This is a genomic window from Pseudomonas sp. MF6751, from assembly GCF_016613265.1.
Classification (GTDB): Bacteria; Pseudomonadota; Gammaproteobacteria; order Pseudomonadales; family Pseudomonadaceae; genus Aquipseudomonas; species Aquipseudomonas fluorescens_BV.
Genome location: NZ_JAENSV010000062.1, coordinates 1 through 25477, shown reverse-complemented (window position 1 = coordinate 25477; position 25477 = coordinate 1). Strand labels below are relative to the sequence as shown.

Genomic DNA, 25477 nt, shown 5'->3' with positions numbered 1-25477 from the left:
GGGCGGGTTGTGGGCGATGATCGAACGCAAGTTGTAAAGGTAAAAATGCAGGCATAAAAAAACCGCTTCCGGTGAGGGAAGCGGTTTTTCACATCTGCGCTATCAGAACAACTTCAACGGTGGTGCTTGTTCTTTCAACGGCTCGTTCTTCGCAGTCTGCTCGTTCCAGCCACCGCCGAGGGCCTTGTACAGGTTGACCTCGCTGGTGAGCTGCGCCAGGCGGTCGGTGATCAGCGATTGCTGGGCACTGAACAGTTGGCGCTGGGCGTCGAGGAAGGTCAGGTTGCTGTCGACACCAATGCGGTAGCGACGCTCGGCCAGGCGGTAGTAATCCTGGTTAGCCTCGACGAAGCCGCGTTGGGCATCCAGTTGCTGCTTGTAGGTCGCACGCGCGGCCAAGCCGTCGGAGACTTCCTGGAAGCCGGTCTGGATGGCCTTCTCATAGTTGGCCACGTTGATCTCTTTCTGGATCTTCGAGTAGTCCAGGCTCGCGCGCAGGCTACCGGCGTTGAAGATCGGGATGTTGATCTGCGGGGCAAACGCCCAGGTCCCCGAACCGCCTTTGAACAGGCCACCCAGGGTAGGGCTGGCAGTCCCGGCGCTGGCGGTCAGGCTGATGCTCGGGAAGAATGCCGCACGGGCCGCGCCGATGTTGGCGTTGGCCGCCTTGAGGTTGTACTCGGCCTGCACAATGTCGGGACGACGTTGCAGCAGGTCCGATGGCAACCCGGCCGGCACTTCGCTGAGCAGGTCATCGGACAGCGGCTTGCTGGCGATATTCGCCGGCAGGCCGGTGCCCAGCAGCAGGGTCAGGCTGTTTTCGTCCTGGGCCACCTGGCGGGTGTAGCGGGCCAGTTGCACGCGGGCGTTTTCCACCGAGGTGCGTGCCTGGCTGAGGTCGAGGGCCGAGGCCACGCCGACTTCATTGCTGCGCGAGGTGAGCTTGTAGCTCTGCTCGAAGGCCGCCAGGGTGTCCTGGGTCAGCTTGAGCAGCTCCTTGTCGGCCTGCCAGGTCAGGTAGGCATTGGCTACGCTGGCCACCAGGCTGATTTGGGTGCTGCGACGTGCTTCTTCAGTGGCGAAGTACTTCTGCAGCGCTTCTTCACTGAGGCTGCGCACGCGACCGAACAGGTCCAGCTCATAAGAGCTGATCCCAAGGCCTGCCGAGTACTGGCTGGCGATGGTCGATTCGCCGGTCTGCGACAGCTTGGCCGGGGTGCGCGAACGGCTGCCGTTACCGGTGGCCGACACGGCCGGGAACAGGTCGGCACGCTGGATTTGATATTGCGCTGCATAGGCGTCGATGTTCAGCGCCGCGACACGCAGGTCACGGTTGTTCACCAACGCGGTCTGGATCAGCTGTTGCAGGGCAGGGTCATGGAAAAACTGCTTCCAGCCTTGCTCGGCAGCGGCCTGGCTCGGCGCCTGGGCCGACGAATACGCCGGCCCCTGCGGGAACTGCGCGGCCACCGGCGCATCGGGACGCTGATAGTCAGGTATCAGCGAGCAGCCACTGAGCACGAATGCGGTGACGGCTAGGGAAAGTAGCGACTTGCTCATTGGCCAGCCTCTTTAGGAGTTTCAGTAGTGTCTTTATTTTTGCGTTCGCCAGCGGCGGATACCGTTGCGTAGAACAGCGGTACCCAGAAGATCGCCAGAACAGTGGCCGTGATCATACCGCCGATCACGCCGGTACCGATCGCATGCTGGCTGCCTGAGCCGGCGCCCGTGGAGATCGCCAGCGGCAATACGCCGAGCATGAACGCCAACGAGGTCATGATGATCGGGCGCAGACGCATGCGGGACGCTTCGATAGCCGCCTCGACGATGCCTTTGCCTTGCTCGTGCAGTTCCTTGGCGAACTCAACGATGAGGATGGCGTTTTTCGCCGCCAGGCCCACCGTCACCAACAGGCCCACCTGGAAGAACACGTCGTTGGACAAGCCGCGCATGCTGGTGGCGATCAACGCACCGATCACACCCAAAGGTACAACCAGAATCACCGCGATCGGAATCGACCAGCTTTCGTACAGTGCTGCCAGGCACAGGAACACAACCAGCAGCGACAGTGCGTACAGCGCTGGCGCCTGGGAACCGGAAAGGCGTTCTTCGTACGACAGGCCTGTCCAGGCATAACCGATACCGGCCGGCAGTTCTTTGGCAATGCGTTCGACTTCGGCCATCGCATCACCGGTACTGTAGCCAGGTGCCGGGGTACCGAGGATTTCCATCGCCGCTACACCGTTGTATCGCGAAAGCTTGGGCGAACCGTAGATCCACTGGCCCGACGAGATGGCCGACAGCGGCACCATTTTCCCGTCGTTGCTGCGCACGTACCATTTGTCCAGGTCTTCGGGCGACATCCGGCTGGCGGCGTCGCCTTGTACATACACCTTCTTCACGCGACCACGGTCGATGAAGTCGTTGATGTAGCTACCACCCAAGGCAATGGCCAGGGTCTGCTGGATATCCGCCAGGCTGATGCCTTGGGCACTGGCTTTCTCGTCGTCAACGGTCAGCTCGTACTGCGGCTCGTCGTTCACGCCGTTAGGACGCACGCCGGCCAGCACCTTGCTTTGTGCCGCCGCACCCAGGAACTGGTTACGTGCAGCCATCAGCTTGTCATGGCCGACGCCACCCTGGTCTTGCAGGAACACGTCGAAACCCGTGGCGTTACCCAACTCCAGCACCGAAGGCGGCACGATGGCGAAAACCATGGCGTCCTTGAAGGCCCCGAAGAAGTAACCCTGGGCACGCTTGGCCACTTCGAACACCGACTGGCTCGAATCACGCTCATCCCACGGCTTGAGCATCACGAACGCAAGCCCGGAGCTCTGGCCACGACCGGCGAAGTTGAAGCCGTTCACGGTAAACACCGACTTCACCGCCTTGCCTTCGCCTGGCTCGCCTTCCTTGTCGTTCAGCAGGAAGGCGCGCATGTCGTCGACGACTTTCTGCGTGCGCTCAGCCGAAGCACCGACCGGTGTCTGTACCTGGGCGAAGATCACACCCTGGTCTTCCTCAGGCAGGAACGCGCTTGGAATACGGGTGAACATCCAGATCATGCCGGCCAGGATCAGCGCATACACCAGGAATGCCGGGATCTTGTGCTTGATCATGCCGCCCACGCCGCGCTCGTACTTGAGTACGCCACGGTCGAAGGTGCGGTTGAACCAGCCGAAGAAGCCGCGCTTGGGCTGGCCGTGTTTTTCCGGATCAATCGGCTTGAGCATGGTGGCGCACAAAGCCGGGGTGAAGATCAGGGCAACCAGCACCGACAACGCCATCGCCGAAACGATGGTGATGGAGAACTGCCGGTAGATCACACCGGTGGAACCACCGAAGAATGCCATCGGCAGCAGTACCGCCGACAGTACCAGGGCAATACCCACCAGGGCGCCCTGAATCTGGCCCATGGACTTGATCGTTGCTTCCTTGGGCGACAGGTGCTCCTCGGCCATCACCCGCTCGACGTTTTCCACCACAACGATGGCATCGTCCACCAGCAAGCCGATGGCCAGGATCATGCCGAACATGGTCAAGGTGTTGATGGTGAAGCCGCACGCCGCCAGGATCCCGAAGGTACCCAGCAATACCACCGGTACGGTCATGGTGGTGATGATGGTGGCACGGAAGTTCTGCAGGAACAGGAACATCACCAGGAACACCAGCACGATCGCTTCGACCAGGGTGTGAACCACACCGGAGATCGATTCGGTCACGACCGGGGTGGTGTCATAGGGCACCACCGCCTTCATGCCAGGCGGGAAGAACGGCTCCAGGGATTTCACTGTTTCGCGGATGGCCTTGCCAGTGTCCAGTGCGTTGGCACCGGCCGCCAGCTTGATCGCCATACCCGAGGCCGGCTTGCCGTTGAACTGTGCACTGATGCTGTAGTTCTGGCCGCCCAGTTCGATGCGCGCGACGTCACCCAGGCGAACCTGCGAGCCGTCGGTGTTCACCTTCATCAGAATCTTGGCGAATTCTTCGGTGCTTTGCAGGCGCGTCTTGCCGATGATCGTGGCGTTCAGCTGGGTACCGGGCAGGGCAGGCAGGCCGCCCAGTTGGCCGGTGGCCACCTGCACGTTCTGGGCCTTGATGGCATTGCTGACGTCCACTGGCGTGAGCTGGTAATTGTTCAGTTTGGCCGGGTCGAGCCAGATACGCATGGCGTACTGCGAACCGAACACCTGGAAGTCACCCACCCCCGCGGTACGGGAGATCGGGTCCTGGATGTTGGACACGATGTAGTTGGAGAGGTCGTCCTTGGTCATGCTGCCGTCTTCCGACACCAGACCGATCACCATCAGGAAGTTCTTCACCGACTTGGTCACGCGGATACCCTGTTGCTGCACTTCTTGCGGCAGCAGTGGGGTGGCCAGGTTCAGCTTGTTCTGTACCTGGACCTGAGCGATATCCGGGTTGGTACCCTGGTTGAACGTCACGGTGATGGTCATGCTGCCGTCGGAGTTACTGTCCGAGGAGACATAACGCAGGTTGTCGATACCGTTGAGCTGTTGCTCGATGACCTGCACCACGGTGTCCTGCACGGTTTGTGCGGACGCGCCTGGGTAGGTCACCTGGATATCAATGGCCGTTGGCGCAATGGCCGGGTATTGGTTGATGGGCAACTTCAGGATCGAGAGTGCCCCGACCAGCATGATCACCAGGGCAATTACCCAGGCGAAAATGGGACGGTCGATAAAAAATTTCGACATGGATTACTCCCCTTGACCAGCAGCGGCAGCAGGCGCTGCGGCAGTACCGGCGGGTTTAGCGTTGGAGGCTTCCGTGACCTTCACCTCGGCGCCTGGCTTGACGTACTGCAAGCCTTCGGTGATGACGCGGTCACCGGCATTGAGGCCTTTTTCCACCAGCCAGTAGGCACCGGCGGTACGGTTGGCAACCAGTTCGCGTTGCTCGACCTTGTTGTCCTTGTTCACGATCAGCGCCGTCGGAATGCCGCGCAGGTCACGGGTCACGCCTTGTTGCGGAGCCAGGATGGCCTTGCTGTTCACACCGGCCAGCAACTGGGCGTGTACGAACATGCCCGGCAGCAGCACGTGGTCAGGGTTGGGGAACACGGCGCGCAGGGTCACGGAACCGGTGGTCTGGTCGACCGACACTTCGGAGAACTCCAGCTTGCCGTCCTGGGCGTAGGCCGTGCCGTCTTCCAGGGTCAGCTTGACCTTGGCAGCGTTGTCGCCGGCTTTTTCCAGTTGTCCACTGGCCAGGTCGCGACGCAGCTTGAGCATTTCAGCTGAAGATTGCGTGACGTCGACGTAGATCGGGTCCAGTTGCTGGATCACCGCCATGGCGTCGGCCTGGCCATTGCTGACCAGTGCGCCTTCGGTTACCGAGGAACGGCCAATACGCCCGGAGATCGGCGCGTACACCTTGGTGTAGCGCACGTTGATCTGGGCGGTTTGAACGTTTGCCTCGGCAGTCATGCGGTTGGCAACGGCGGTGTCGTATTCCTGACGGCTGACGGCTTGCTCATCGACCAATTGCTTGTAGCGATCGGTGATGGACTTGGTCTGGGTCAGGCTCGCTTGTGCGCTTTTGAGCGTGGCTTCATACACCGACGGGTCGATCTGGTAGAGCTGTTGCCCTTCCTTCACGTCGGCGCCTTCCTTGAACAGGCGCTTGAGAATGATGCCGTTGACCTGAGGCCGGACTTCCGCGATGCGAAAGGCCGTGGTGCGGCCTGGCAGCTCGGTGGTCAGGGTATAGGCTTGCGGTTGAATGGTGACCACGCCGACCTGAGGGGTTTGAGCGGGCGGTGCCGCTTCTTCCTTTTTACATCCGCTGAGCAGCGATGCCAGGGCGACGGCAGTGACCAGAGCGGTAACAGCTGGCTTAAGTTGCATGAAGATCCTCGGGTCAGGCGCGCAGAGTGCGCACAAGAAGTGTGGAAGGGTAAAAAACAAGCCGTGAGTGGATAAGTAGCTTGCTACGCAATATACTTACGTTCATGGTTGTTTGTAAACTCTTGACAGGCTTCGCGCAATGTTGACAAAGCACCGCCGCAAGCCTCGATTCTAGTACGTTCGGCGCCCATGACGGCGTCGTCCCACAATTATTCAGATGACGGTCAAGTACCGTCCACAGTGTCCCGATTGAGGTTTTACTGCCATGGTTCGTCGCACCAAAGAGGAAGCTCAGGAAACGCGCAGCCAGATTCTCCAAGCCGCCGAGCAAGCCTTTTATGAGCGTGGCGTAGCGCGTACCACCCTGGCGGACATCGCCGCTCTGGCGGGCGTGACGCGTGGGGCTATCTATTGGCATTTCAGCAATAAGTCCGATTTGCTCCAGGCCTTGCTCGACACGCTGCACGAACCCCTGGACGAATTGGCCCGGGCGAGTGAAAGCGAGGATGAAGTCGACCCGCTGGGCTGTATGCGCAAGCTGTTGATTCATCTTTACCATGAAGTGGCCCTGGACCCGAAAACCCGGCGCATCAACGAGATTCTGTTTCATAAGTGCGAGTTCACCGATGAAATGTGTGACATGCGCCGCCAACGCCAGACCCACAGCCTGGAATGCAACCTGCGTATCAGCCTGACGTTGCGTAACGCGGTTCATCGCGGGCAACTGCCTGAAAATCTCGACACCACCCGTGGGGCTGTCTGCATACATGCCTTCATCCACGGTTTGATCGGCCAGTGGCTGCTGGTCCCCGATAGCTTTGAACTGCACCAGGACGCCGAGCGCTGGGCTGATATAGGGCTGGACATGCTGCGCCTGAGCCCCAGCCTGCGCAATTGAAACAAAATGCGTAATTGCAACCCGTTGTGTCAACAGTAAAGCCTAAGGACGGTCAATCGTCCTTCTGGCTGATTTGTGGGGTGACTTTATATACGGCCTGGCGGGCGGTTGATAGGTAGCCGGCTAAGTATTTTGTAGCGATATTGTTGCCGTTCTGTGAAGCGATGTTTCCAGGGGGGCTACAGACAGGCACAAATGTGGGAGGGGACTTGCTCCTGACACTGTAGGAGCGAGCTTGCTCGCGAAAAACTTCAACGATAACGCGTGCTTCCTGAGTGAACGCGGCGCCTGTTAGTTTCTCGCGAGCAAGCTCGCTCCTACAGCATTGGGTTTGCGGGGTACGTTAGATCGGCAGCGTCGGGTAGTCGATGTAACCCACCGGGCCTTTGCCATAGAAAGTCTCAGGGTGAGGCTCGTTCAACGGCGCATCGGCCTTCAGTCGCGCCGGCAGGTCCGGGTTGGCGATAAAAGGAATACCAAAGGCCACTGCATCCGCCTTGCCCGCCGCCAGCCAGGCATTGGCGCTGTCTTTGGTGAAGCGTTCGTTGGCGATGTATACGCCGCCGAAGGCTTTTTTCAGCTGTGGGCCGAGGCTATCCGCACCTTCTTTTTCGCGGGAGCAGATGAAGGCGATGCCGCGTTTGCCCAGTTCGCTGGCGACGTAGGTGAAGGTCTCGGCGAGGTTGTCGTCGCCCATGTCATGAGCATCAGCACGCGGTGCCAGGTGCACGCCCACGCGGCCGGCGCCCCAGACTTCGATGGCGGCGTCGGTGACTTCCAGCAACAGGCGCGCACGGTTTTCCAGGGAGCCACCGTACTGGTCGGTGCGCTGGTTGGTGCTGCTCTGCAGGAACTGGTCGAGCAGGTAGCCGTTGGCGCCGTGGATTTCCACGCCGTCGAACCCGGCGGCCTTGGCGTTCTCGGCGCCGGTGCGGTAAGCGTCGACGATGTCGGCGATTTCAGCGGTTTCCAGGGCGCGCGGGGTTGGGTAGTCGGCCAATGGGCGAACCAGGCTGACGTGGCCTTTAGCCTGGACCGCACTCGGAGCCACCGGGGTTTCCCCGTTCAGGTAGGACTCGTGGGAGATGCGGCCAACGTGCCACAACTGCAGGAAGATCTTGCCGCCCGCGCCATGTACGGCCTTGGTGATGTTGGCCCAGCCGCGCACCTGATCGTTGGACCAGATGCCGGGGGTGTCCGGGTAGCCCACGCCCATGGGCGTCACGGAAGTGGCTTCGCTGAGGATCAGCCCCGCGGACGCGCGTTGCACGTAGTACTCGGCCATCAGCGCGTTGGGCACCCGCCCGGCGTCTGCGCGGCAGCGGGTCAGCGGCGCCATGATGATGCGGTTCGACAGTTGCACGTCGCCCAGTGTGATCGGATCGAAAATAGTCGTCATGGAAAAAACACCTTCTCTTTCAAGTTGATCAGTTGGTCGCGGGGGCCAGGCCGGCGTTGCCGCCCTGACGGAAAGTGATGAGGGTCACCAGCAGCGCGAGAATCGCCAGTGCTGCAGCGGCCAGGGGCACGCTGGTCAGGCCGAAGCCGTGTGCAATCACGCTGCCGCCGACCCAGGCGCCGAGGGCGTTGCCAATGTTGAAGGCACCGATGTTCAGGGTGGATACCAGGTTCGGCGCGGCCTTGCCGAAGGTCACCACGTTGATTTGCAGCGCCGGCACGGCGGCGAACGAGGCGGTGGCCCACAGGAACAGGGTGATTTCAGTCGGTATCACCGCAACGCTGGTCCAGCTCAGCACCGTGGAAACCACCGCCATGCTGATGAACACGCCGATCAAGGTGGCCGCCAGGCGCTTGTCCGCCAGTTTGCCGCCGATGATGTTGCCCACGGTGAGCCCCAGGCCGATCAGCAGCAGGGTCCAGGTCACGCCCTTGGGCGACACGCCGGTCACATTGCCCAGCAGCGGCGCGACGTAGGTAAAGAGGGTGAACATGGACGCGGCAAACAGCGCGGTCATGCTCAGCGACAGCCAGATACCGGCACCCTTGAGGGCGGCCAGTTCGGCGCGCATGTCGAGTTTTTCTTCGTCACGCTTGGCGGGCAGGAAGCGAATGAGGCCGATCAAGGCAATCACGCCAATCACGGTCACGGCCCAGAAGGTCGAGCGCCAGCCGGCTTCCTGGCCCAGCGCCGTACCCAGGGGCACGCCCAGCACGTTCGCCAGGGTCAACCCAGTAAACATCAGCGCCACGGCCGACGCACGTTTGTTGGCCGGCACCAGGTTGGCCGCCACCACCGAGCCAATACCGAAGAAGGCACCGTGGCACAACGCTGTCACCACACGGGCAAACATCAGCACGTTGTAGTCGCTTGCCAGGGCACAGAGCAGATTGCCGATAATGAAAATACCCATCAACGCTACCAGCGCCGCCTTGCGTGGCAGCCTGGCGGTGGCCAGTGCCATGAACGGCGCGCCGATGGCCACGCCCAGGGCGTAGCCGGTGACCAGCCAGCCGGCGCCGGGAATCGACACACCCAGGTCCGCCGCCACATCGGGCAGCAAGCCCATGATGACGAACTCGGTGGTGCCGATGGCGAAGGCGCTCAGGGCCAGTATGAGTAGCGAGAGGGGCATGGGCGTGTCCTTGATGATTACGGTGCGCTGAGTTCGGTAATGAGCGCAGTGAGAAAGGCTTGGATCACTTCCTCGTTGCGCTTGAAAAAGTGCCACTGCCCGGCCTTCTGGCTGCTGATCAACCCCGCCCGTTGCAAGGTGGCCAGGTGCGCCGACACGGTCGACTGGGACAAGCCGCAGCGCTGGTCGATCTGCCCGGCGCAGATGCCGTATTCGTGGTTGTGCAATTGCTCGGGGAACTGCACTTTCGGGTCTTTGAGCCAGGTGAGGATGTCTCGTCGTACTGGGTGCGCCAGGGCTTTTATTATTTCGTCGAGGTCGATGGACATGGCAGGGTGCTCGGTGTCGTAAAGCGTTATATCGCTATGAGGCGAACTTTAAATCGTAATATTCCGATATACCAATATGATTTTGATCTGAGACCAGGTCAAATCGGTATATCGGGTTATAACGATATGCGGGTGGCAGTGGTAGACTGCGCGGCATGAATTATCTCGCACATCTGCACCTGGGCGGCCAACTTCCTGCGCAATTGCTGGGTAGCCTTTATGGTGACTTCGTCAAAGGCCGCCTGCAGGGCCAGTTCAGCCCGCAAATCGAAGCGGTGATCCAGTTGCATCGCTCCATCGACCGCTTTACCGATAGCCATCCGCTGGTGGGCGAGGCGTTGTCGCGCTTCAGTCTGACCCGCAGGCGCTATGCCGGGATCGTCCTCGATGTGTTTTTCGACCATTGTCTGGCGCGGGATTGGGCGCTGTATGCCGACCAGTCTCTGGAGCGTTTCACGTCGCAGGTGTATCGGGTGTTGGCGGCTGAACCCGCGTTGCCGGGGCGGCTGGCGCAGATCGCGCCGTACATGGCGGCGGATGATTGGTTGGGCTCGTACCGCGAGTTTGCGGTGATGGAGCAGGTGCTGCGCGGGATTTCGCGGCGGCTGACACAGCCCGAGGAACTGGGGTATGCGATGCAGGAGTTGCGGGTTTTGTATGAGCCGTTGAGTGAGGACTTTCGACTGTTCTACCCAGAGTTGCAGAAATTTGCACAATCTCAACTGACTACATGAGATCTGAATGTGGGAGCTGGCTTGCCTGCCCCCACATTTGGATTGAGTTCACATTGCTTCAGGCTGCGAATGCAGGCCGAGCGGCCACTTGCTCAGTTTCCGGCACCGGGCCGAATAGCGCCTTCTGCACCGCCTGCTGCGCCTGATACGCCAATGCCGCACGTTCCTGACCGGCGCAGGCAATCGGTTTGAGCACATGAATCTCTACATCGCCCTGATCATTGGAAAACAAGCGCATCAGGTGCGAGAGCAAATCATCATCGCCAATGAAGGGCGCCAGCGGGTCGACTTGGCCGTCGCGCAGATACCGAATCGCTACCGGCTGCAGTGACACATCCGCATCGATCGCGCTGGCCAGCAAGCGCCCGTGGAATGTGCGCAGGCCGCGCCCGTCGGTGGTGGTGCCTTCGGGGAACATCAGCAAGGGGTGCTGTTGCTCCAGATGACGGGTCATTTGCTTGCGGATCAGTTGGCTGTCACCTGATCCGCGACGAATAAACAGGCTGCCAGCCTTGGCCGCCAGCCAGCCGGCCACCGGCCAGGTGCGCACCTCGGCCTTGGACAAAAACGACATCGGCGCCACCATGCCCAGCAACGGAATATCCGTCCACGACACATGATTGCTCACCCACAGCATCGGGGTTTGCGGCAACTCGCCATGCACCGTCACGCGAAAGGGCAGGGCGTTGGTCAGTCGCGCCATAAAGAAGCGCGACCAACGCTGGCGCCGCACCATCGAGTTAGCCACGCCCAGGCGCTCGAACAGGCCAAACACACTGGCCATGCTCAACCCCAGCCCCACCACCAACAGCACGCGGGCGATGCGCCCGTAAATGCGCAGGCGGTTCATCACATGGCCGCCTTGAAGTGGCGCGCGTAACGCGGGCACAACTCGTCGCGCTTGAGCAGGATAAACACGTCTGCTACCTGGAAGTCTTCATCCCAGCACGGCTCGCCGCAGATCTTCGCGCCCAGGCGCATGTAGGCCTTGAGCAGCGGCGGCATTTCGGCGATGACGTTGGACGGCAGGTCCAGGGCCGGCAGTGGTTTTTTCGGTTCGGCGCGCAGGTGTTCGTTGCACAGGTAGCGCTCGCGCAAGCGCTGCATGATCGCGTGGGCCTGGATGCCGCCATCGTGCATCGGGATGCTCGCGCAGCCCATCAGGTAGCTGTAGCCGCCCTGGTTGAGCACTTCGGCCAACTCGCCCCATAACACCGCGATGGTGCCGCCATTGCGATAGGCCGGGTCGACGCAGGTGCGGCCAATCTCCAGGATCGGGCCCTGCAAGTGCAGCAGGCCATGCAGGCTGAATTCTTCTTCACTGTAGAACCGGCCCAGGGTGCTGGCGGCCTGGTGGTCGAGCAGACGGGTAGTCGCGACGAGTCGACCGCTGTTCAAATCCCGCACGCCGATATGGCTGCAGTGAACATCATAGTCATCCATGTCCAGACCCAGTTCCGCGCCTTTCAGCTTGGCGTTGAACTCGCCGCTGAACACGTTGAACCGCAGGGCCTGGGCTTCCTGCAATGCCTGTGTGCCTACCAGGCGTTCGGCTTGCAGACGGCGTTCATTGCCTTTGTCGCTGATGCGGGCGATCTGAGTCATAGCGAGTCTCCGGGTGCCGGCCAGGTTGCGGCCAGTCGACTTTGTTGTCCAAAGTCAGGCTATGTAGCCTCGGTGTCAGCTCCATGAAGTTACGGTGACGGTTGGATGACAGACCCCTTGTCGCAAATCTGTCACTGGCGTGGGCTAGGCTCGCGGGCTTGAATGCCCCTTGAGTTTGCGTCCATGGTCCGAGGCCTGTTGTTCGTTACCCTGTTGTTTGTCACCGTGAGTGCTCGCGCTGAAATCTGGCCTGAAAAGGAGTGGGCCGTGGGCACAACCCTCACCGGTCCCGCTGTCGATGCCCTGGACGCCTACGCTTTCCCACCTCGTGACGATGCCACCCGCAACGGTATTCGCACCGATGCGTTGCTGGTCATTCGGGATGGCGAAATCATCTATGAACGCTACGCCGCGCCCACCACTGCCAGCACACCGCACCTGACCTGGTCCGTCAGCAAAAGCCTGATGGCTACCGTGCTGGGCGTGGCCTACGGGCAAGGCCGCTTCAAACTCGGCGACCCTGTCGCACGTTTCTACCCACCGATGAAGCAGCACCCCAAAGTGAGCATGGCCGACCTGCTGCACTGGGCCTCCGGGTTGGACTGGCAGGAAGACTACGAGTATGCCCCGTTGAAATCTTCGGTGGTGGCGATGCTCTACACCCGTGGTCACACCGACATGGCGCAATTCGCAGCGGATACCGAGGCGGTCGCCGTCCCTGGCCAGGCTTTCCGTTATTCCAGTGGCGACAGCACTATCCTGTCCGCCGCGCTCAAGGGCATGCTCGGCCACAAGGCCTACATGACCTACCCGTGGGACGCGCTGTTCCAGCCCTTGGGCATTCGCGACGCAACCTGGGAAACCGACGCCGATGAGACGTTTGTCGCGTCGTCCTATGCCTACCTCACGGCCCGGGATCTGGCACGAGTAGGGCTACTGATGGCGCGGGATGGACGCTGGCAGGAGCGGCAACTGCTGCCCAAGGACTGGGTCGCCTTCAACCGCCGGCCCTTCGACCGCTACAAAGCCGGCCAGGATGAAGCCGTGCCGGGCGGCCATTGGTGGCTCAACACCGGCGCCCCCCAACCCTGGCCCGACGCACCGGCCACTACCTTCGCCGCGCTGGGGCACTGGGGCCAGGCGCTGTTTGTGCTGCCCGACGAACACCTGGTGATCGTGCGTTACGGCGATGATCGGGATGGCAGTTACCGGCATAACGAACTGCTCAAACGCGTGCTGGCGGCGGTGCGCTCATGATTCGACGCCATCCGTTCATCAGCGTTTTACTGGTGTTGTTCTTCGCACTGTCGGGCTGGGTTTGGCATGAGCGCGTCAACCTGCAAGCCTTCCCCGACATCATCGCGGCGTACACCGCCAAGGAGTACTGCTCGTGCCGGTATGTGGCCAACAACCCGGCGCAATATTGCCTGGGGTATGTGAAGCAGTACGTGCCAACCAGTGCGTTCACTGACTCTCCGGAACGCAGTGAAGTCACGGCAAGCGGTTTAGGGCGTACGCACACGGCGCGGTGGTTGGGCGACCGTCAAGGCTGCCGCCTCAACCCCTGACACACCCAAATTCCCCTGTGGGAGCTGGCTTGCCTGCGATAGCGCCAGGTCAGCCAACATCACTGGTGCCTGTGCCGCCGCCATCGCAGGCAAGCCCGCTACCACATTTAGATTATCTGCGTGGGTTCTCGGAAAAAGAACCGGCCCTGAGGTTCCACAGAGTGGAACCACCTTTGATTGTCCTCACGCGCGCATCGCGCTTAGCTGTCGATGTGTTGCCAACAAGAACGGGACCACCCGCCTGTGAGGAGAATTACCATGCGTCCGCACCAGCACATCCTGGATTGGCTCAGCGACGTTGCCAGCGACTTGCACGCTGTGCGTCACGATATCCACGCCCATCCCGAACTCGGCTTTGAAGAAAACCGCACCTCAGCGTTGGTCGCACAGTCACTCAAGGAGTGGGGTTACGAGGTGCACACCGGCATCGGCAGGACCGGTGTGGTCGGTGTGTTGCGCAATGGCGACAGCTCGCGCACGTTGGGGATTCGCGCCGACATGGACGCCTTGCCCATCATCGAAAACACCGGCGCGGCCTACACCAGCCAACATGCCGGCTGCATGCACGCCTGCGGCCATGACGGCCACACCACCATGTTGCTCGGTGCCGCGCGTTACTTGGCGGCGACGCGGCAATTCGACGGCACTTTGAACCTGATTTTCCAACCCGCCGAAGAAGGCCAGGGCGGCGCCGAGGCGATGCTGGCGGACGGTTTGCTGGAGCGCTTCCCCTGCGACGGGTTGTTCGGGATGCACAATATGCCAGGCTTGCCGGCTGGACATCTGGGCTTGAGAGTGGGGCCGATGATGGCCTCCCAGGACCTGCTCACCGTGACGCTCGAAGGCGTAGGTGGTCACGGCTCGATGCCGCATTTGACCGTGGACCCGCTGGTGGCGGCGGCGAGCATGGTCATGGCCTTGCAAACGGTGGTAGCACGCAATATCGACACCCAGGAAGCTGCCGTGGTCACGGTCGGCGCCCTTCAAGCAGGGCAAGCCGCCAATGTGATTCCCCAGCAAGCCCTGTTGCGCCTGAGCCTGCGCGCACTTAACCCCAAGGTACGCGAACAGATGCTGGAACGGGTCAACGCGATCATCCAGACCCAGGCCGCCAGCTTCGGCTGCACCGTGCAGATCGAACACCGGCCGGCCTACCCGGTACTGGTCAACCACGCCGAAGAAACCGAATTCGCCCGCCAGGTCGGTGTGGCCTTGCTCGGTGCCGACGCTGTGGATGGCAACACCCGCACGCTGATGGGCAGCGAAGACTTCGCCTGGATGCTGCAACGCTGCCCCGGCAGTTACCTGTTTATCGGCAACGGCGTGTCGCGACCGATGGTGCACAACCCCGCCTATGACTTCAACGACGACATCCTGCTGACCGGCGCAGCCTACTGGGGCGCGCTGGCCGAGAGCTGGCTCAAGCCTGCCTGACGACCTCATCTTTTTCTGCCGCTGGACCCTTTCCCTGTATCGGTTGAATGGAGTGTTCCTCATGCAGACTTCAAAGCCTGGCGTTTCCCGCACCCGCCAAGTGGTGGCGGCCGTGATCGGCAACGCGCTGGAATGGTATGACTTTATCGTCTACGGCTTTCTCGCCAGCATCATCGCCCGGCAGTTCTTCCCCTCGGAAGACGAATACGCGTCGCTGCTGATGGCCCTGGCCACCTTTGGCATGGGCTTTTTCATGCGTCCGGTGGGCGGCATCCTGTTGGGCATCTATGCCGATCGCAAAGGCCGCAAAGCCGCGATGCAGTTGATTATCCGGCTAATGACCGTGTCCATTGCGCTGATCGCCTTCGCGCCGAACTACGCCGCCATCGGCATGGGTGCGCCGTTGCTGATTGTGGTGGCGCGGATGCTTCAGGGGTTTGCCACCGGCGGTGAATATGCCAGCGCCACGGCATTTCTGGTGGAGAGCGCACCTGCCCATCGCAAGGGCTTGTATGGCTCCTGGCAATTGGTGGGGCAGTGCCTGGCGGTGTTCGGCGGGGCGGCGATGGTGGCGTTGGTCACGCATTTCTTTTCGCCTGAAACCCTCGACCTGTGGGGCTGGCGCCTGCCGTTTGTGCTGGGCTTGCTGATCGGCCCGGTCGGGTTGTGGATTCGTCGGCACATGGAAGACCCGGAAGAGTTTATCCAGGCGCGTAAAAACGCCACCGGCCCGGCGCCGAGCCTCATGCAAGTGCTGCGTGACCATCGGCGCAGCATCCTGGTGTCCATGGGCCTGGCCTGCGGGGCGACGGTCTCGTTCTACGTGGTGCTGGTGAACATGCCGACCTTCGCCCACAAGAACCTCGGCCTGCCGCTGGACCAGGTGCTGATGGTGCAGATGTTTGCGGTGGCGCTGATGACCGTGGTGATCCCCTTGTCCGGCCTGCTCTCGGATCGGTTGGGACGGCGACCGGTGTTGATGGCCTTCACCCTGGCGTTCTTCGTGATGGTCTACCCGTTGTATGTGTGGGTAGCCGCTGCGCCGTCCATCGAGCGCCTGCTGGTGATGCAGGTGATGTTGTGCACGGCGATTGGCGGGTTCTTCGGGCCCGCGCCGACGGCATTGGCCGAACAGTTCCCTATCGAGGTGCGCTCGACCGGCGTGTCGGTGGCCTATAACGTGGCGGTAATGGTGTTCGGTGGTTTCGCGCCGTTGATCGTGACCTGGCTGAGCAAGGTGCTGGGCACGCCGGTGGCGCCCTCGTTCTATGTATTGTTTGCGTGCGTGCTGACGCTGCTGGGCACTTACTGCATGCGCGAGGCACCCCGGGCGAGCAAGCCGCTGCCGTTTTCCAGAGAGGTGAAGCCTTGAGTATTGTTGATTGGGATGCCACTGAGCTGTCGCGGGCCATTCATGGGCGGCAGGTGTCGTGCGAAGAGGTGATGCAGGCGTACCTGGCGCAGATCCAGCGCTTTAACCCTGGCGTGAATGCGCTGGTGTCGTTGCGCGAAAGCGAGGCCGTGCTGGCGGAGGCGAGAGCCTGTGATCGTGAGTTGGACCGGGGCCATTCCCGTGGCTGGATGCATGGCATGCCCCAGGCCATCAAGGACCTGGCGGCCACCCAGGGTTTGCGCACCACCCTGGGCTCACCGCTGTTCGCCGAGCATGTACCGAACGAAGACGCCATCAGCGTGGCGCGGGTGCGGGCCAGTGGTGCGATCATCATTGGCAAGACCAACGTGCCGGAGTTCGGCCTGGGCTCCCACACCTACAACACGCTGTTCGGCACCACCGGCAATGCCTATGACCCACGCCTGGCGGCGGGTGGCAGCAGTGGCGGAGCGGCGGTGGCCCTGGCGCTACGCATGCTGCCGGTGGCCGATGGCAGCGACATGATGGGCTCACTGCGCAACCCGGCGGCGTTCAACAACGTGTTCGGCTTGCGCCCCTCCCAAGGGCGGGTGCCTCACGGGCCGATGCCGGAACTGTTCGTGCAGCAACTGGGCACCGAAGGCCCGATGGGGCGCAGCGTAATGGATGTGGCGCGGTTGCTGAGCATTCAGTCCGGTTACGATCCCCGGGCGCCGTTGTCATCCAGGGACGATCCCGCTGTGCTGGGCCAGCCGTTGCAACGCGACTTCAACGGCGCACGCCTCGGTTGGCTGGGGGACTACAACGGTTATCTGCCGATGGATGATGGCGTGATGAGTCTGTGCGAAGCGGCGCTGGATGATTTCGCCAGGTTGGGCTGTGAAGTGCACAGCTGCCAACCGGACTTTTCCATGGCGCGCCTGTGGCGCTGCTGGTTGGTACACCGCCATTGGCTGGTGCACGGCAACCTCGGCGGGGCCTACGCCAACCCGCAAAAGCGCGTACTGCTCAAACCCGAGGCCCAGTGGGAAGTGGAGGGCGGCCAGGGCTTGAGTGGCCTGCAGGTTTACCAGGCGTCGGTGGACCGCAGTGAGTGGTACCGCGCTTTGGGCAAGCTGTTCGAACGTTACGATTTCCTGCTGTTGCCCACCGCCCAGGTGTTCCCTTTCGATGCACAACAGCCTTGGCCACGCCTCGTTGGCGGGCGCGAAATGGACACTTATCACCGCTGGATGGAAGTGGTGATCGGCCCGACCCTCGCCGGTTTGCCGAGCATGAGCATCCCGGTGGGCTTCAACCCCCAGGGTTTGCCCATGGGCCTGCAAATCATTGGCCCGGCCCAGGCCGACAGCGCCGTGCTGCAATTGGCCTACGCCCATGAACAGCTGACCCAATGGGTGCAACGCCAGCCGCCGGCGTGCCTTGCAACGACCCGTTGAGCGCTGACCGGGCCTGTATCTTGCTGTGAAAAAAGATCATCCACCGGCAACAGGGAGATCGAATATGGAGACAGGCACCGTACGCTCGGTTGAGCGCGCTCTGGCAATCGTCGAGTTGCTGGGCGAGCACCAGGCCCTGGGGCTGGAAGAACTGCACTACCTCACGCAGCTGCCCAAGGCCACGGTGTCGCGCATGTTGCTGACCTTGCAGGAGCAGGGTTGGGTCTATCGGGGCCTGAGCGATCGGCGTTACCGCCTGCGTGCCCGGCGTTTGTTCGGCGATACCCAGCAACGCTTCAAGCGCCAGGTGGTGGAGAGCGCCGCCCCTTGGTTGCTGGAGCTCAGCGAGCGCACCGGGCTGGTGGTGGACTTGTCGTGCTTCGATGGCGAGCGCCTGGAGGTCATGGAAAGCGCGATCCCCAGCGTGTTGCGCAAGCTGTACCCGAACAACTGCCAGATCGTCGGCCAGTACGCCAGCCTGTTCCACTCGGCGATGGGCAAGGCTTGCCTGACGCAATTGCCGGCTGACGAAGTACAGCGCCTGGCAGGCCGCAATCATGTGGCGGCAGACGAGCACTATCGCGCATGCGAGCAAACCCAGCACCAGGGCTTCGGACAGCGTACCGAGGGCTACTGGGAATATCCGGTGCGTTTGCCGTTCCTGATCCGGGCGGTGGCCTTGCCGGTGCGCGCCAATGGCCGATTGGTGGGGAGCATGGCGCTGCATTGGCCCATGCATCAGGCGCCGGTGGAGCGGGTGTTGAATTTGCACATGGGCAGCCTTGAAGAAACGATCTGCGAAGTGCAGCGAACGCTGGTTTGAAAACACAGCAAAAACCCTGTGGCAGCTGGCTTTTGTGGCGAGGGAGCTTGCTCCCGCTGGGGTGCGTAGCGCCCCCAAAAAGCTGGCTCCAGCTGCGCTGTCGAACGGGAGCAAGCTCCCTCGCCACAGCAAGCCAGCTCCCACATTGAATTTGCGCCGGTTGTGAGATTGCGCTTAAGGTTCGCCCAGGTTTTTTGCCCCATGAGTCTTTATGTTCAATGTCAAACCTCTGGTCTTCGCGCTGCTGACCTGTGCTGCCGTGCCCGCCCACGCCGATTGGTACCTGGATAACGAATCCTCGCGCCTGTCTTTCGTCACCACCAAAAACACCGAGATTGCCGAAGTCCAGCGCTTCCTGGTGCTGCACGGCAAAGTCGACGCCAAAGGCGCGGCTCGGCTGGAAGTGGAGCTGGACTCAATCAACAGCGGTATTCCGGTGCGCGACGAGCGCATGCGTAAAGAGCTGTTCGAGATCAAGACCTTCCCCGAAGCGCAGATCAGCGCACAGATCAATCTGCAGCCCATCAATGATCTGGCGTCCGGCGCGCAGTTGGAATTGCGCCTGCCCTTGAGCGTCACGCTGCACGGCAAGACCCAGACCTACAGCGCCGAACTGCTGGCCACGCGCCTGGATGAGCGGCGTTTCCAGGTGGTAACCCTGGAGCCCGTGGTGCTGCATGCCGAAGATTTCGACCTGGCGCCCGGTGTGGCGACCTTGCGCAAGGCGGCAGGGCTCAAGTCGATCAGTTTGTCGGTGCCGGTGGGTGCGGTGCTGATCTTCACGGCGCGCTGACATGAGCGGCGCGGTGTTCCCGTGGCGCAGCGCCAATCAATTCGAATTGCTGATCGACGGGCCGAACTTCTTCCCCGAGATGCTGGTAGGCATCGCACGGGCCGAGCAGCAGGTTGACCTTGAGTTATACCTGGTCGAAGCCGGGGCCTGCGCCGAGGCCATGGTGCAGGCGCTGGTGCTGGCCGCCGAACGCGGCGTGCAGGTGCGTTGCCTGTTTGACGATTACGGCAGCCTGGCGTTTACCCTGGGGCTGCGCAAGCGCTTGACCGATGCCGGCGTGGCGCTGCGCTTTTACAACCGCCTGAATTGGCGGCGCTGGATGCGCAACCTGTATCGCGACCATCGAAAGCTACTGCTGATCGACCAGCGTATTGCGGTGGTCGGCGGCACCGGTGTCACCGACGAGTTCTGGACGCCGGGGCAAGACACCGCCGACTGGCATGAAGTGATGGTGCAGATCAGCGGCCCGCTGGTGCTGGACTGGCAGGCCCTGTTCGACCGGCAATGGCACGCTAACGCCGCGCGCCGTGAATGGAAACCGGCTACCCACTTTGGTTTGCCTCGTTTGCCCAAGGTGCCCGCCACCGGGCCGGGGCTGGGCCGCGTGGCGTATGCCGATGCGCGTCAGCACCGTGACATCCTGCAATCGTTGATTCGTGCTTTGAACAGCAGCAAGGGGCGTATCTGGCTGGCGACCCCGTACTTCCTGCCAACCTGGAGCGTGCGCCGCGCCTTGCGCCGGGCGGCTGGGCGCGGTGTGGATGTGCGTCTGTTACTCACCGGCCCGCGCACCGATCACCCGTCGGTGCGTTACGCCGGGCACCGTTATTACCCGCGCCTGCTGCGCTCAGGCGTGCAGATCTTCGAATACCAGCCGTGCTTCCTGCACCTGAAGATGGTGCTGGTGGACGATTGGGTGAGCATTGGCTCGTGCAATTTCGACCACTGGAATTTGCGCTTTAACCTGGAAGCCAACCTGGAAGCGCTGGACCCGCAGTTGACGGCAGCGGTGGTGGGCAGTTTCGAAGCGGACTTTGCCCAAAGCCAGGCGGTGAGCCTGGAGGCATGGAAGGCGCGGCCATTGTGGCGGCGGGTGAAGCAGCGGGTGTGGGGCTGGATTGATCGGTTGGTGGTCAATCTGCTGGATCGGCGCGGTTAGCCGGGCCACCTCAAGTCCAATGTGGGAGCTGGCTTGCCTGCGATAGCATCACCTCGGTACACCTGACAAACCGAGGTGCCTGTATCGCAGGCAAGCCAGCTCCCACAAAAGCCAGCTCCCACCCAGACCGTGTTTACAGCTTCAGATCAGAGCAGTTCAAACGTCTGCTGCTGCACATCCTGGGAATCCAACCCGATCTGCACATTGAACTCGCCCGGTTCCGCCGCGAACTTGAGCTGGGCGTTGTAGAACTTCAGGTCGTCCTCGGTGATGGTGAAGTGCAACGTGCGCGCTTCGCCAGCCTTGAGCATGACCTTCTGGAAGTTCTTCAGCTCCTTGATCGGGCGGATCATCGAACCGGCCACGTCCTGGATATACAACTGCACAACCGTTTCGCCATCGACCTTGCCAGTGTTCTTCACGGTGACGCTGGCATCGAGCTTGCCGGTCTTGTTCAGCGTGGTGGACGACAGTGCCATGTCCGACAGGCTGAACGTGGTGTAGCTCAGGCCATAGCCAAACGGAAACAGGGGGCCGGTGGTGTCATCGAAGTACTGCGAGGTGTAGTTGCCCGGCTTGCCTGGGGTGAATGGCCGGCCGATGGTCAGGTGGTTGTAGTAGGTCGGAATCTGCCCCACCGAACGAGGGAAGGTGATCGGCAGCTTGCCCGATGGGTTGTAGTCACCGAACAGCACGTCGGCGATGGCGTTGCCGCCTTCGGTACCTGCGAACCAGGTTTCCAGGATCGCGTCGGCCTGTTGGTTCTCTTCGAGAATCGACAGCGGACGGCCGTTCATCAACACCAGCACCAGCGGTTTGCCGGTGGCTTTGAGGGCCTTGATCAAGTCGCGCTGGCTTTGCGGGATGTTCAGATCGGTACGGCTCGACGATTCGTGGGACATGCCACGGGACTCGCCCACCGCCGCGACGATAACGTCGGCGTTGTTCGCCGCCTTCACCGCTTCATCAATCAGCACCTGGGCAGGGCGCGGGTCATCCACCACTTCCGGGGCATCGAAGTTGAGGAAGTTGAGGTAGTCGAGCACCGCTTTGTCGCCGGTGATGTTGGCGCCACGGGCATAGATCACTTTGCCTTTTTCACCGATCACGGCGTTCATGCCGTCGAGCAGGGTCACCGATTGCGCAGGCCGGCCGGCAGCAGCCCAACTGCCCATCATGTCGATGGGTGCCTTGGCCAGCGGGCCGACCAGGGCAATGGTCGCGGATTTTTTCAGCGGCAGGGTGTCGTTGTGGTTCTTGAGCAACACCAGGCTGCGGCGCGCAATGTCGCGGGCCTCGGTGCGGTGCAGGCGGCTGTCGGCGTAGGTGTCGGCCGGGTCATCCTCGGCCTTGCCGATGCGCAGGTACGGGTCCTTGAACAGGCCCATGTCGTACTTGGCGCCGAGCACTTCGCGCACGGCGTTGTCGATGTCGCTCTGCTGGATTTCGCCGGACTTGAGCAGCCCTGGCAATTCCTTGCCGTACAGCGAGTCGTTCATGCTCATGTCGATGCCGGCCTTGATCGCCAGCTTGGCGGCTTCACGCCCGTCCTTGGCCACGCCGTGCTTGATCAGCTCGAAAATCGCACCGTGGTCGCTGACGGTCAGGCCCTTGAAGCCCCAGTCCTTGCGCAGCAGGTCGTTCATCAGCCAGGTGTTGGCCGTGGCAGGCACGCCGTTGATCGAGTTGAGTGCGACCATCACGCCGCCGGAGCCGGCCTTGATCGCCGCGTGGTAAGGCGGCAGGTAGTCCTGGTACATCTTGACCGGGCTCATGTCGACCACGTTGTAGTCGCGCCCGCCTTCCACCGCACCATAGAGGGCGAAGTGCTTGACGCTGGCCATGAGGCTGTCGGCATTCGCGGGGCTGGTGCCCTGGAACGCCTTGACCATCACTTCGGCAATGCGTGACACCAGGTAGGTGTCTTCACCGAAACCTTCGGAAGTGCGGCCCCAGCGCGGGTCGCGGGAGATATCGACCATTGGTGCAAACGTGATGTCGAGGCTGTCGGCGGCGGCTTCCTGGGCGGCGATGCGCCCGGAGCGGCCAATGGCGTCCATGTCCCAGCTGGAGGCCAGGGCCAGGCTGATCGGGAAAATGGTGCGGTGGCCGTGGATCACGTCGTAGGCGAAGAACATGGGGATCTTCAAGCGGCTGCGCATGGCCGCGTCCTGCATCGGACGGTTTTCCGGGCGGGTGATGGAGTTGAACGTGCCACCGATGCGGCCGGCGGCGATTTCCTTGCGGATCATCTCGCGGGGCATTTCCGGGCCGATACTGATCAGGCGCAATTGGCCGATCTTCTCATCCAGGGTCATTTGCTTGAGCAGGTCGCTGACGAAGGCGTCCTTGTCGTTAAGCGCAGCAGGCTTTGTTTCTGCCCATACGGGGTGGCTGGCCAGAGTGGCAACAAGGCCGAGCAAACACAGCTTTTTCATGAATATCCTTTTTCGGCGACTGCGCAGCATTCAAAGAGATGCTGTCGGCCAAAATGTGGGGAACGTCTATTGTTGTTCGGGTGTTGTTCAGATAAATGCAGCACACTCTGAACTCTTTTTCGCGCTGGGCATCTTTGTAGCTGATTGGCTCGAAGCATTCCAGTGGTGGCGGATTATGCCCCAAGCGCGTGGTTTATAGGGTTAGTCGTCAAATTCCATCAGATCGGGCAGGAGAAACACTATGCAAGCAGCACACACTTATCGCTGGGGCTTCAAGGCTGCGGCTCTGTTACTGATCAGCAGCGTGCTGAGCGGTTGCGGCATCAACAACATCCCGACCCTGGACGAACAGGCCAAGGCCGCCTGGGGCCAGGTGCAGAACCAGTACCAGCGCCGTGCCGATCTGATCCCCAACCTGGTGGAAACGGTGAAGGCGTATGCCGCCCACGAACAGGAAACCCTTACCGCGGTGATTGAAGCGCGGGCCAAGGCCACCTCGATCCAGGTGGATGCCAGCACCCTGGACAACCCCGAAAAACTCAAGCAGTTCCAGCAAGCCCAGGATGGCCTGAGCGGCGCACTCAGCCGTTTGATGGTGGTGTCCGAGCGTTACCCGGACCTGAAGGCCAACCAGAACTTCCTGGCCTTGCAATCGCAACTTGAAGGCACCGAGAACCGTATCGCTGTGTCTCGCCGTGACTTTATCCAGGCCGTACAGGCTTACAACACTGAGATCCGCACCTTCCCGGGCCGCCTGTGGCACAGCGTGATGTACAGCGACTTGCCGATCCGCGCCACGTTTGAAGCCACCAGCGCCGATGCCGATAAAGCGCCGCAAGTGAAGTTCAAATAAGGCTGCACTGAGGTGTCGATGCGTTTATTACGGATAGGCCTGGCGCTGTGGCTGTTGGCCTGCGTGGGCGTGGCCCAGGCGGCACCGAGCTTCCCGGCGCTGACCGGGCGGGTGGTGGACAGCGCGCAGATGATCGAGCCGGCGGTGCGCGAGCAACTGACCCAGCAACTGCAGGCGCTGGAGCAGACCTCGGGCGACCAGTTGGTGGTGGTCACCGTGCCCGACCTGCAAGGCGTGCCTATTGAGGACTACGGTTATCAATTGGGCCGCCAGTGGGGCATTGGCCAGAAGGGCAAGGACAACGGCGCGCTGTTGATCGTCTCCCGTGATGACCGCCAATTGCGCATCGAAGTCGGGTATGGCCTGGAAGGCGTACTGACGGATGCGCAATCCTGGGTGATCATCAACCAGGTGATCCTGCCCAAGTTCAAGGCCGGCAATTTCAGCCAGGGCATCAGCGACGGCGTGGCCGCGATGATCCAGGTGGTGGGCGGTGAGCCCTTGGCGGTGCCGGCCCATGTGGCGGATGCGAACTTCGCCATGGATAATCCCGGGTTTTCCATCGGCCTGTTTATTCTGCTGATCGGCGTGCTGTGGCTGTGCAACCGCATGGGCTTGCCGGTGGGCGCTATCCTGCTGGCGATTCTCAACAGCAGCGGGCGCGGCGGCGGTGGGGGCGGCGGTGGCGGTGGTTTCCGCGGCGGCGGTGGTGGTTTTGGCGGTGGCGGTGGTGGTTTTGGCGGTGGCGGGGCTTCGGGCAGTTGGTAATGACAATAACGAGAATAGAGTATCTACAACCATGGCATTACTGACGGAACACGAGCAGCGCCAAGTCGCCGAAGCGATCGCCCGGGTCGAGAAAACCACCGACGCGGAGTTGGTCACTGTGCTGGCGGCGCGCGCCGACGACTACGCCTATATTCCGTTGCTGTGGGCGAGCTTGATCGCGTTGGTGGTGCCGGGCGTGGTGCATTACCTGTCGGGCTACCTGACCATGTACACCTTGCTGGTGGCGCAGTGGGCGACGTTCATTGTGCTGTGCCTGGTGTTCCGTTTGCCTAAGGTCACTACCCGGCTGATTCCGCGTTCGGTACGCCACTGGCGTGCCTCCAACCTGGCGCGGCGGCAGTTTCTGGAGCAGAACCTGCACCACACGGTGGGCAGCACCGGGGTGCTGATTTTTGTCAGCGAGGCCGAGCGTTATGTGGAGATCCTGGTGGATGACGGGATTTCCAAGCGCCTGGATGACAGCAATTGGGACGCTATTGTCCAGGCGTTTACCCAGCAAGTTAAACAGGGGCAGACGCTGGCCGGGTTCATCGCCTGCGTTGAAGCCTGTGGCGAGTTGCTCAAGGTGCATGTGCCCGTTACCCAAACCCGCAACGAACTGCCCAATCGCCTGGTCGTACTCGAATAACTGGAACACCCTAAACCGAAAAATTGTGGGAGATTCTATGGTTGAGGGGCAACCCTCAACCAACTTTTGGTTGATATTCGCTTTGCCCTTTCAGCAGAGCGAACACCACCCGAGCAAGCTTGCGGGCCAGTATTACCAACGCCTGTGTGGT

The 25477-nt window shown here is 61.6% G+C and carries 22 protein-coding genes; 13 read left to right on the top strand and 9 right to left on the bottom strand.

Going from position 1 to position 25477, the window contains the following annotated elements:
• Nucleotides 1-102: 102 nt before the first annotated feature.
• Genes adeC through JJD66_RS26235 form a run of 3 tightly spaced genes read right to left on the bottom strand, consistent with a single transcriptional unit; the run spans nt 103 to nt 5870 of the window.
• The gene (adeC, locus tag JJD66_RS26245; protein WP_034134942.1) at nt 103-1560 is read right to left on the bottom strand and encodes an AdeC/AdeK/OprM family multidrug efflux complex outer membrane factor; all 1458 of its coding nucleotides are present in this window, start codon (nt 1558-1560) and stop codon (nt 103-105) included.
• Entirely contained in the window at nt 1557-4718 is a 3162-nt protein-coding gene (locus JJD66_RS26240; protein WP_200649381.1) for an efflux RND transporter permease subunit, read from the bottom strand. Before JJD66_RS26240 ends, adeC begins: the two co-directional genes overlap by 4 nt.
• 3 nt (nt 4719-4721) lie before the next feature.
• Nucleotides 4722-5870 (bottom strand): efflux RND transporter periplasmic adaptor subunit, encoded by a 1149-nt coding sequence (locus JJD66_RS26235; RefSeq protein ID WP_034125974.1) that lies wholly within the window; start codon nt 5868-5870, stop codon nt 4722-4724.
• Between the two features lie 265 nt (nt 5871-6135).
• Between JJD66_RS26235 and JJD66_RS26230 the strand changes: the two genes are divergently transcribed.
• Entirely contained in the window at nt 6136-6768 is a 633-nt protein-coding gene (locus tag JJD66_RS26230; protein WP_034125975.1) for a TetR family transcriptional regulator, read from the top strand.
• Nucleotides 6769-7111: 343 nt separating this feature from the next.
• Here JJD66_RS26230 and JJD66_RS26225 read toward each other — a convergent pair whose 3' ends face one another.
• From JJD66_RS26225 to JJD66_RS26215, 3 genes are read right to left on the bottom strand one after another with little or no spacing between them, the layout of a single operon-like run.
• Nucleotides 7112-8167 (bottom strand): alkene reductase, encoded by a 1056-nt coding sequence (locus JJD66_RS26225; protein ID WP_054921969.1) that lies wholly within the window; start codon nt 8165-8167, stop codon nt 7112-7114.
• Between the two features lie 28 nt (nt 8168-8195).
• A complete protein-coding gene (locus JJD66_RS26220) occupies nt 8196-9362 on the bottom strand; it encodes an MFS transporter (RefSeq protein ID WP_200649380.1) in 1167 nt (388 codons plus the stop codon).
• A 17-nt stretch (nt 9363-9379) separates the two neighbouring features.
• Complete coding sequence (locus JJD66_RS26215) at nt 9380-9691, bottom strand: ArsR/SmtB family transcription factor (RefSeq protein ID WP_003189349.1); 312 nt, start codon at nt 9689-9691, stop codon at nt 9380-9382.
• A gap of 155 nt (nt 9692-9846) precedes the next feature.
• On the opposite strand from JJD66_RS26215, the gene JJD66_RS26210 reads away from it, so the two are divergent.
• Entirely contained in the window at nt 9847-10425 is a 579-nt protein-coding gene (locus JJD66_RS26210) for an acyl carrier protein phosphodiesterase (protein WP_200649379.1), read from the top strand.
• 58 nt (nt 10426-10483) lie between these two features.
• Here the strand turns inward: JJD66_RS26210 and JJD66_RS26205 are convergent, their stop codons facing one another.
• Both JJD66_RS26205 and olsB read right to left on the bottom strand, forming a co-directional pair.
• Nucleotides 10484-11275, bottom strand: a complete 792-nt coding sequence (locus JJD66_RS26205) for a lysophospholipid acyltransferase family protein (RefSeq protein ID WP_105226073.1) — start codon at nt 11273-11275, stop codon at nt 10484-10486.
• The gene (gene olsB / locus JJD66_RS26200; RefSeq protein WP_054921975.1) at nt 11275-12030 is read right to left on the bottom strand and encodes an L-ornithine N(alpha)-acyltransferase; all 756 of its coding nucleotides are present in this window, start codon (nt 12028-12030) and stop codon (nt 11275-11277) included. The genes JJD66_RS26205 and olsB overlap by 1 nt, the downstream gene beginning before the upstream one ends.
• A 183-nt stretch (nt 12031-12213) precedes the next feature.
• On the opposite strand from olsB, the gene JJD66_RS26195 reads away from it, so the two are divergent.
• The 8 genes from JJD66_RS26195 to JJD66_RS26160 all read left to right on the top strand — a co-directional run bounded on the left by JJD66_RS26195 (nt 12214) and on the right by JJD66_RS26160 (nt 20618).
• Nucleotides 12214-13287: a serine hydrolase domain-containing protein gene (locus tag JJD66_RS26195; protein ID WP_200649378.1), complete on the top strand. Its 1074-nt coding sequence runs from the start codon at nt 12214-12216 to the stop codon at nt 13285-13287.
• The gene (locus tag JJD66_RS26190) at nt 13284-13598 is read left to right on the top strand and encodes an amidase (protein WP_200649377.1); all 315 of its coding nucleotides are present in this window, start codon (nt 13284-13286) and stop codon (nt 13596-13598) included. Before JJD66_RS26195 ends, JJD66_RS26190 begins: the two co-directional genes overlap by 4 nt.
• A 258-nt stretch (nt 13599-13856) precedes the next feature.
• Entirely contained in the window at nt 13857-15032 is a 1176-nt protein-coding gene (locus JJD66_RS26185; protein WP_198716680.1) for a M20 aminoacylase family protein, read from the top strand.
• A gap of 61 nt (nt 15033-15093) precedes the next feature.
• Nucleotides 15094-16404 (top strand): citrate-proton symporter, encoded by a 1311-nt coding sequence (locus JJD66_RS26180; RefSeq protein ID WP_200649376.1) that lies wholly within the window; start codon nt 15094-15096, stop codon nt 16402-16404.
• The gene (locus tag JJD66_RS26175) at nt 16401-17843 is read left to right on the top strand and encodes an amidase (protein ID WP_200649375.1); all 1443 of its coding nucleotides are present in this window, start codon (nt 16401-16403) and stop codon (nt 17841-17843) included. The genes JJD66_RS26180 and JJD66_RS26175 overlap by 4 nt, the downstream gene beginning before the upstream one ends.
• 64 nt (nt 17844-17907) lie before the next feature.
• Nucleotides 17908-18666, top strand: a complete 759-nt coding sequence (locus JJD66_RS26170) for a helix-turn-helix domain-containing protein (RefSeq protein WP_054899019.1) — start codon at nt 17908-17910, stop codon at nt 18664-18666.
• 211 nt (nt 18667-18877) lie between these two features.
• Nucleotides 18878-19459, top strand: a complete 582-nt coding sequence (locus JJD66_RS26165; protein WP_200649374.1) for a YceI family protein — start codon at nt 18878-18880, stop codon at nt 19457-19459.
• 1 nt (nt 19460) lies between these two features.
• Entirely contained in the window at nt 19461-20618 is a 1158-nt protein-coding gene (locus tag JJD66_RS26160; protein WP_105226080.1) for a phospholipase D-like domain-containing protein, read from the top strand.
• Nucleotides 20619-20764: 146 nt separating this feature from the next.
• Here the strand turns inward: JJD66_RS26160 and bglX are convergent, their stop codons facing one another.
• The gene (gene bglX, locus JJD66_RS26155; RefSeq protein ID WP_200649373.1) at nt 20765-23056 is read right to left on the bottom strand and encodes a beta-glucosidase BglX; all 2292 of its coding nucleotides are present in this window, start codon (nt 23054-23056) and stop codon (nt 20765-20767) included.
• A gap of 241 nt (nt 23057-23297) precedes the next feature.
• Between bglX and JJD66_RS26150 the strand changes: the two genes are divergently transcribed.
• The 3 genes from JJD66_RS26150 to JJD66_RS26140 are packed head-to-tail and all read left to right on the top strand — an operon-like array spanning nt 23298 to nt 25326.
• A complete protein-coding gene (locus JJD66_RS26150; RefSeq protein WP_014717327.1) occupies nt 23298-23909 on the top strand; it encodes a LemA family protein in 612 nt (203 codons plus the stop codon).
• A gap of 18 nt (nt 23910-23927) precedes the next feature.
• Nucleotides 23928-24677, top strand: coding sequence for a TPM domain-containing protein (locus tag JJD66_RS26145; protein ID WP_200649372.1), 750 nt, complete (start codon nt 23928-23930; stop codon nt 24675-24677).
• 31 nt (nt 24678-24708) lie between these two features.
• Complete coding sequence (locus JJD66_RS26140) at nt 24709-25326, top strand: TPM domain-containing protein (protein ID WP_034126537.1); 618 nt, start codon at nt 24709-24711, stop codon at nt 25324-25326.
• Nucleotides 25327-25477: the final 151 nt, after the last annotated feature.

What these genes read in the sequence shown, in the direction of transcription:
- JJD66_RS26240 (WP_200649381.1), bottom strand. Translation starts at nt 4,718, where the DNA reads ATGTCGAAATTTTTTATCGACCGTCCCATTTTCGCCTGGGTAATTGCC.
- JJD66_RS26160 (WP_105226080.1), top strand. Translation starts at nt 19,461, where the DNA reads ATGAGCGGCGCGGTGTTCCCGTGGCGCAGCGCCAATCAATTCGAATTG.
- JJD66_RS26185 (WP_198716680.1), top strand. Translation starts at nt 13,857, where the DNA reads ATGCGTCCGCACCAGCACATCCTGGATTGGCTCAGCGACGTTGCCAGC.
- JJD66_RS26210 (WP_200649379.1), top strand. Translation starts at nt 9,847, where the DNA reads ATGAATTATCTCGCACATCTGCACCTGGGCGGCCAACTTCCTGCGCAA.
- JJD66_RS26140 (WP_034126537.1), top strand. Translation starts at nt 24,709, where the DNA reads ATGGCATTACTGACGGAACACGAGCAGCGCCAAGTCGCCGAAGCGATC.
- JJD66_RS26150 (WP_014717327.1), top strand. Translation starts at nt 23,298, where the DNA reads ATGCAAGCAGCACACACTTATCGCTGGGGCTTCAAGGCTGCGGCTCTG.
- JJD66_RS26195 (WP_200649378.1), top strand. Translation starts at nt 12,214, where the DNA reads ATGGTCCGAGGCCTGTTGTTCGTTACCCTGTTGTTTGTCACCGTGAGT.
- bglX (WP_200649373.1), bottom strand. Translation starts at nt 23,056, where the DNA reads ATGAAAAAGCTGTGTTTGCTCGGCCTTGTTGCCACTCTGGCCAGCCAC.
- adeC (WP_034134942.1), bottom strand. Translation starts at nt 1,560, where the DNA reads ATGAGCAAGTCGCTACTTTCCCTAGCCGTCACCGCATTCGTGCTCAGT.
- olsB (WP_054921975.1), bottom strand. Translation starts at nt 12,030, where the DNA reads ATGACTCAGATCGCCCGCATCAGCGACAAAGGCAATGAACGCCGTCTG.
- JJD66_RS26145 (WP_200649372.1), top strand. Translation starts at nt 23,928, where the DNA reads ATGCGTTTATTACGGATAGGCCTGGCGCTGTGGCTGTTGGCCTGCGTG.
- JJD66_RS26225 (WP_054921969.1), bottom strand. Translation starts at nt 8,167, where the DNA reads ATGACGACTATTTTCGATCCGATCACACTGGGCGACGTGCAACTGTCG.
- JJD66_RS26215 (WP_003189349.1), bottom strand. Translation starts at nt 9,691, where the DNA reads ATGTCCATCGACCTCGACGAAATAATAAAAGCCCTGGCGCACCCAGTA.
- JJD66_RS26205 (WP_105226073.1), bottom strand. Translation starts at nt 11,275, where the DNA reads ATGAACCGCCTGCGCATTTACGGGCGCATCGCCCGCGTGCTGTTGGTG.
- JJD66_RS26190 (WP_200649377.1), top strand. Translation starts at nt 13,284, where the DNA reads ATGATTCGACGCCATCCGTTCATCAGCGTTTTACTGGTGTTGTTCTTC.
- JJD66_RS26165 (WP_200649374.1), top strand. Translation starts at nt 18,878, where the DNA reads ATGTTCAATGTCAAACCTCTGGTCTTCGCGCTGCTGACCTGTGCTGCC.
- JJD66_RS26230 (WP_034125975.1), top strand. Translation starts at nt 6,136, where the DNA reads ATGGTTCGTCGCACCAAAGAGGAAGCTCAGGAAACGCGCAGCCAGATT.
- JJD66_RS26170 (WP_054899019.1), top strand. Translation starts at nt 17,908, where the DNA reads ATGGAGACAGGCACCGTACGCTCGGTTGAGCGCGCTCTGGCAATCGTC.
- JJD66_RS26235 (WP_034125974.1), bottom strand. Translation starts at nt 5,870, where the DNA reads ATGCAACTTAAGCCAGCTGTTACCGCTCTGGTCACTGCCGTCGCCCTG.
- JJD66_RS26180 (WP_200649376.1), top strand. Translation starts at nt 15,094, where the DNA reads ATGCAGACTTCAAAGCCTGGCGTTTCCCGCACCCGCCAAGTGGTGGCG.
- JJD66_RS26220 (WP_200649380.1), bottom strand. Translation starts at nt 9,362, where the DNA reads ATGCCCCTCTCGCTACTCATACTGGCCCTGAGCGCCTTCGCCATCGGC.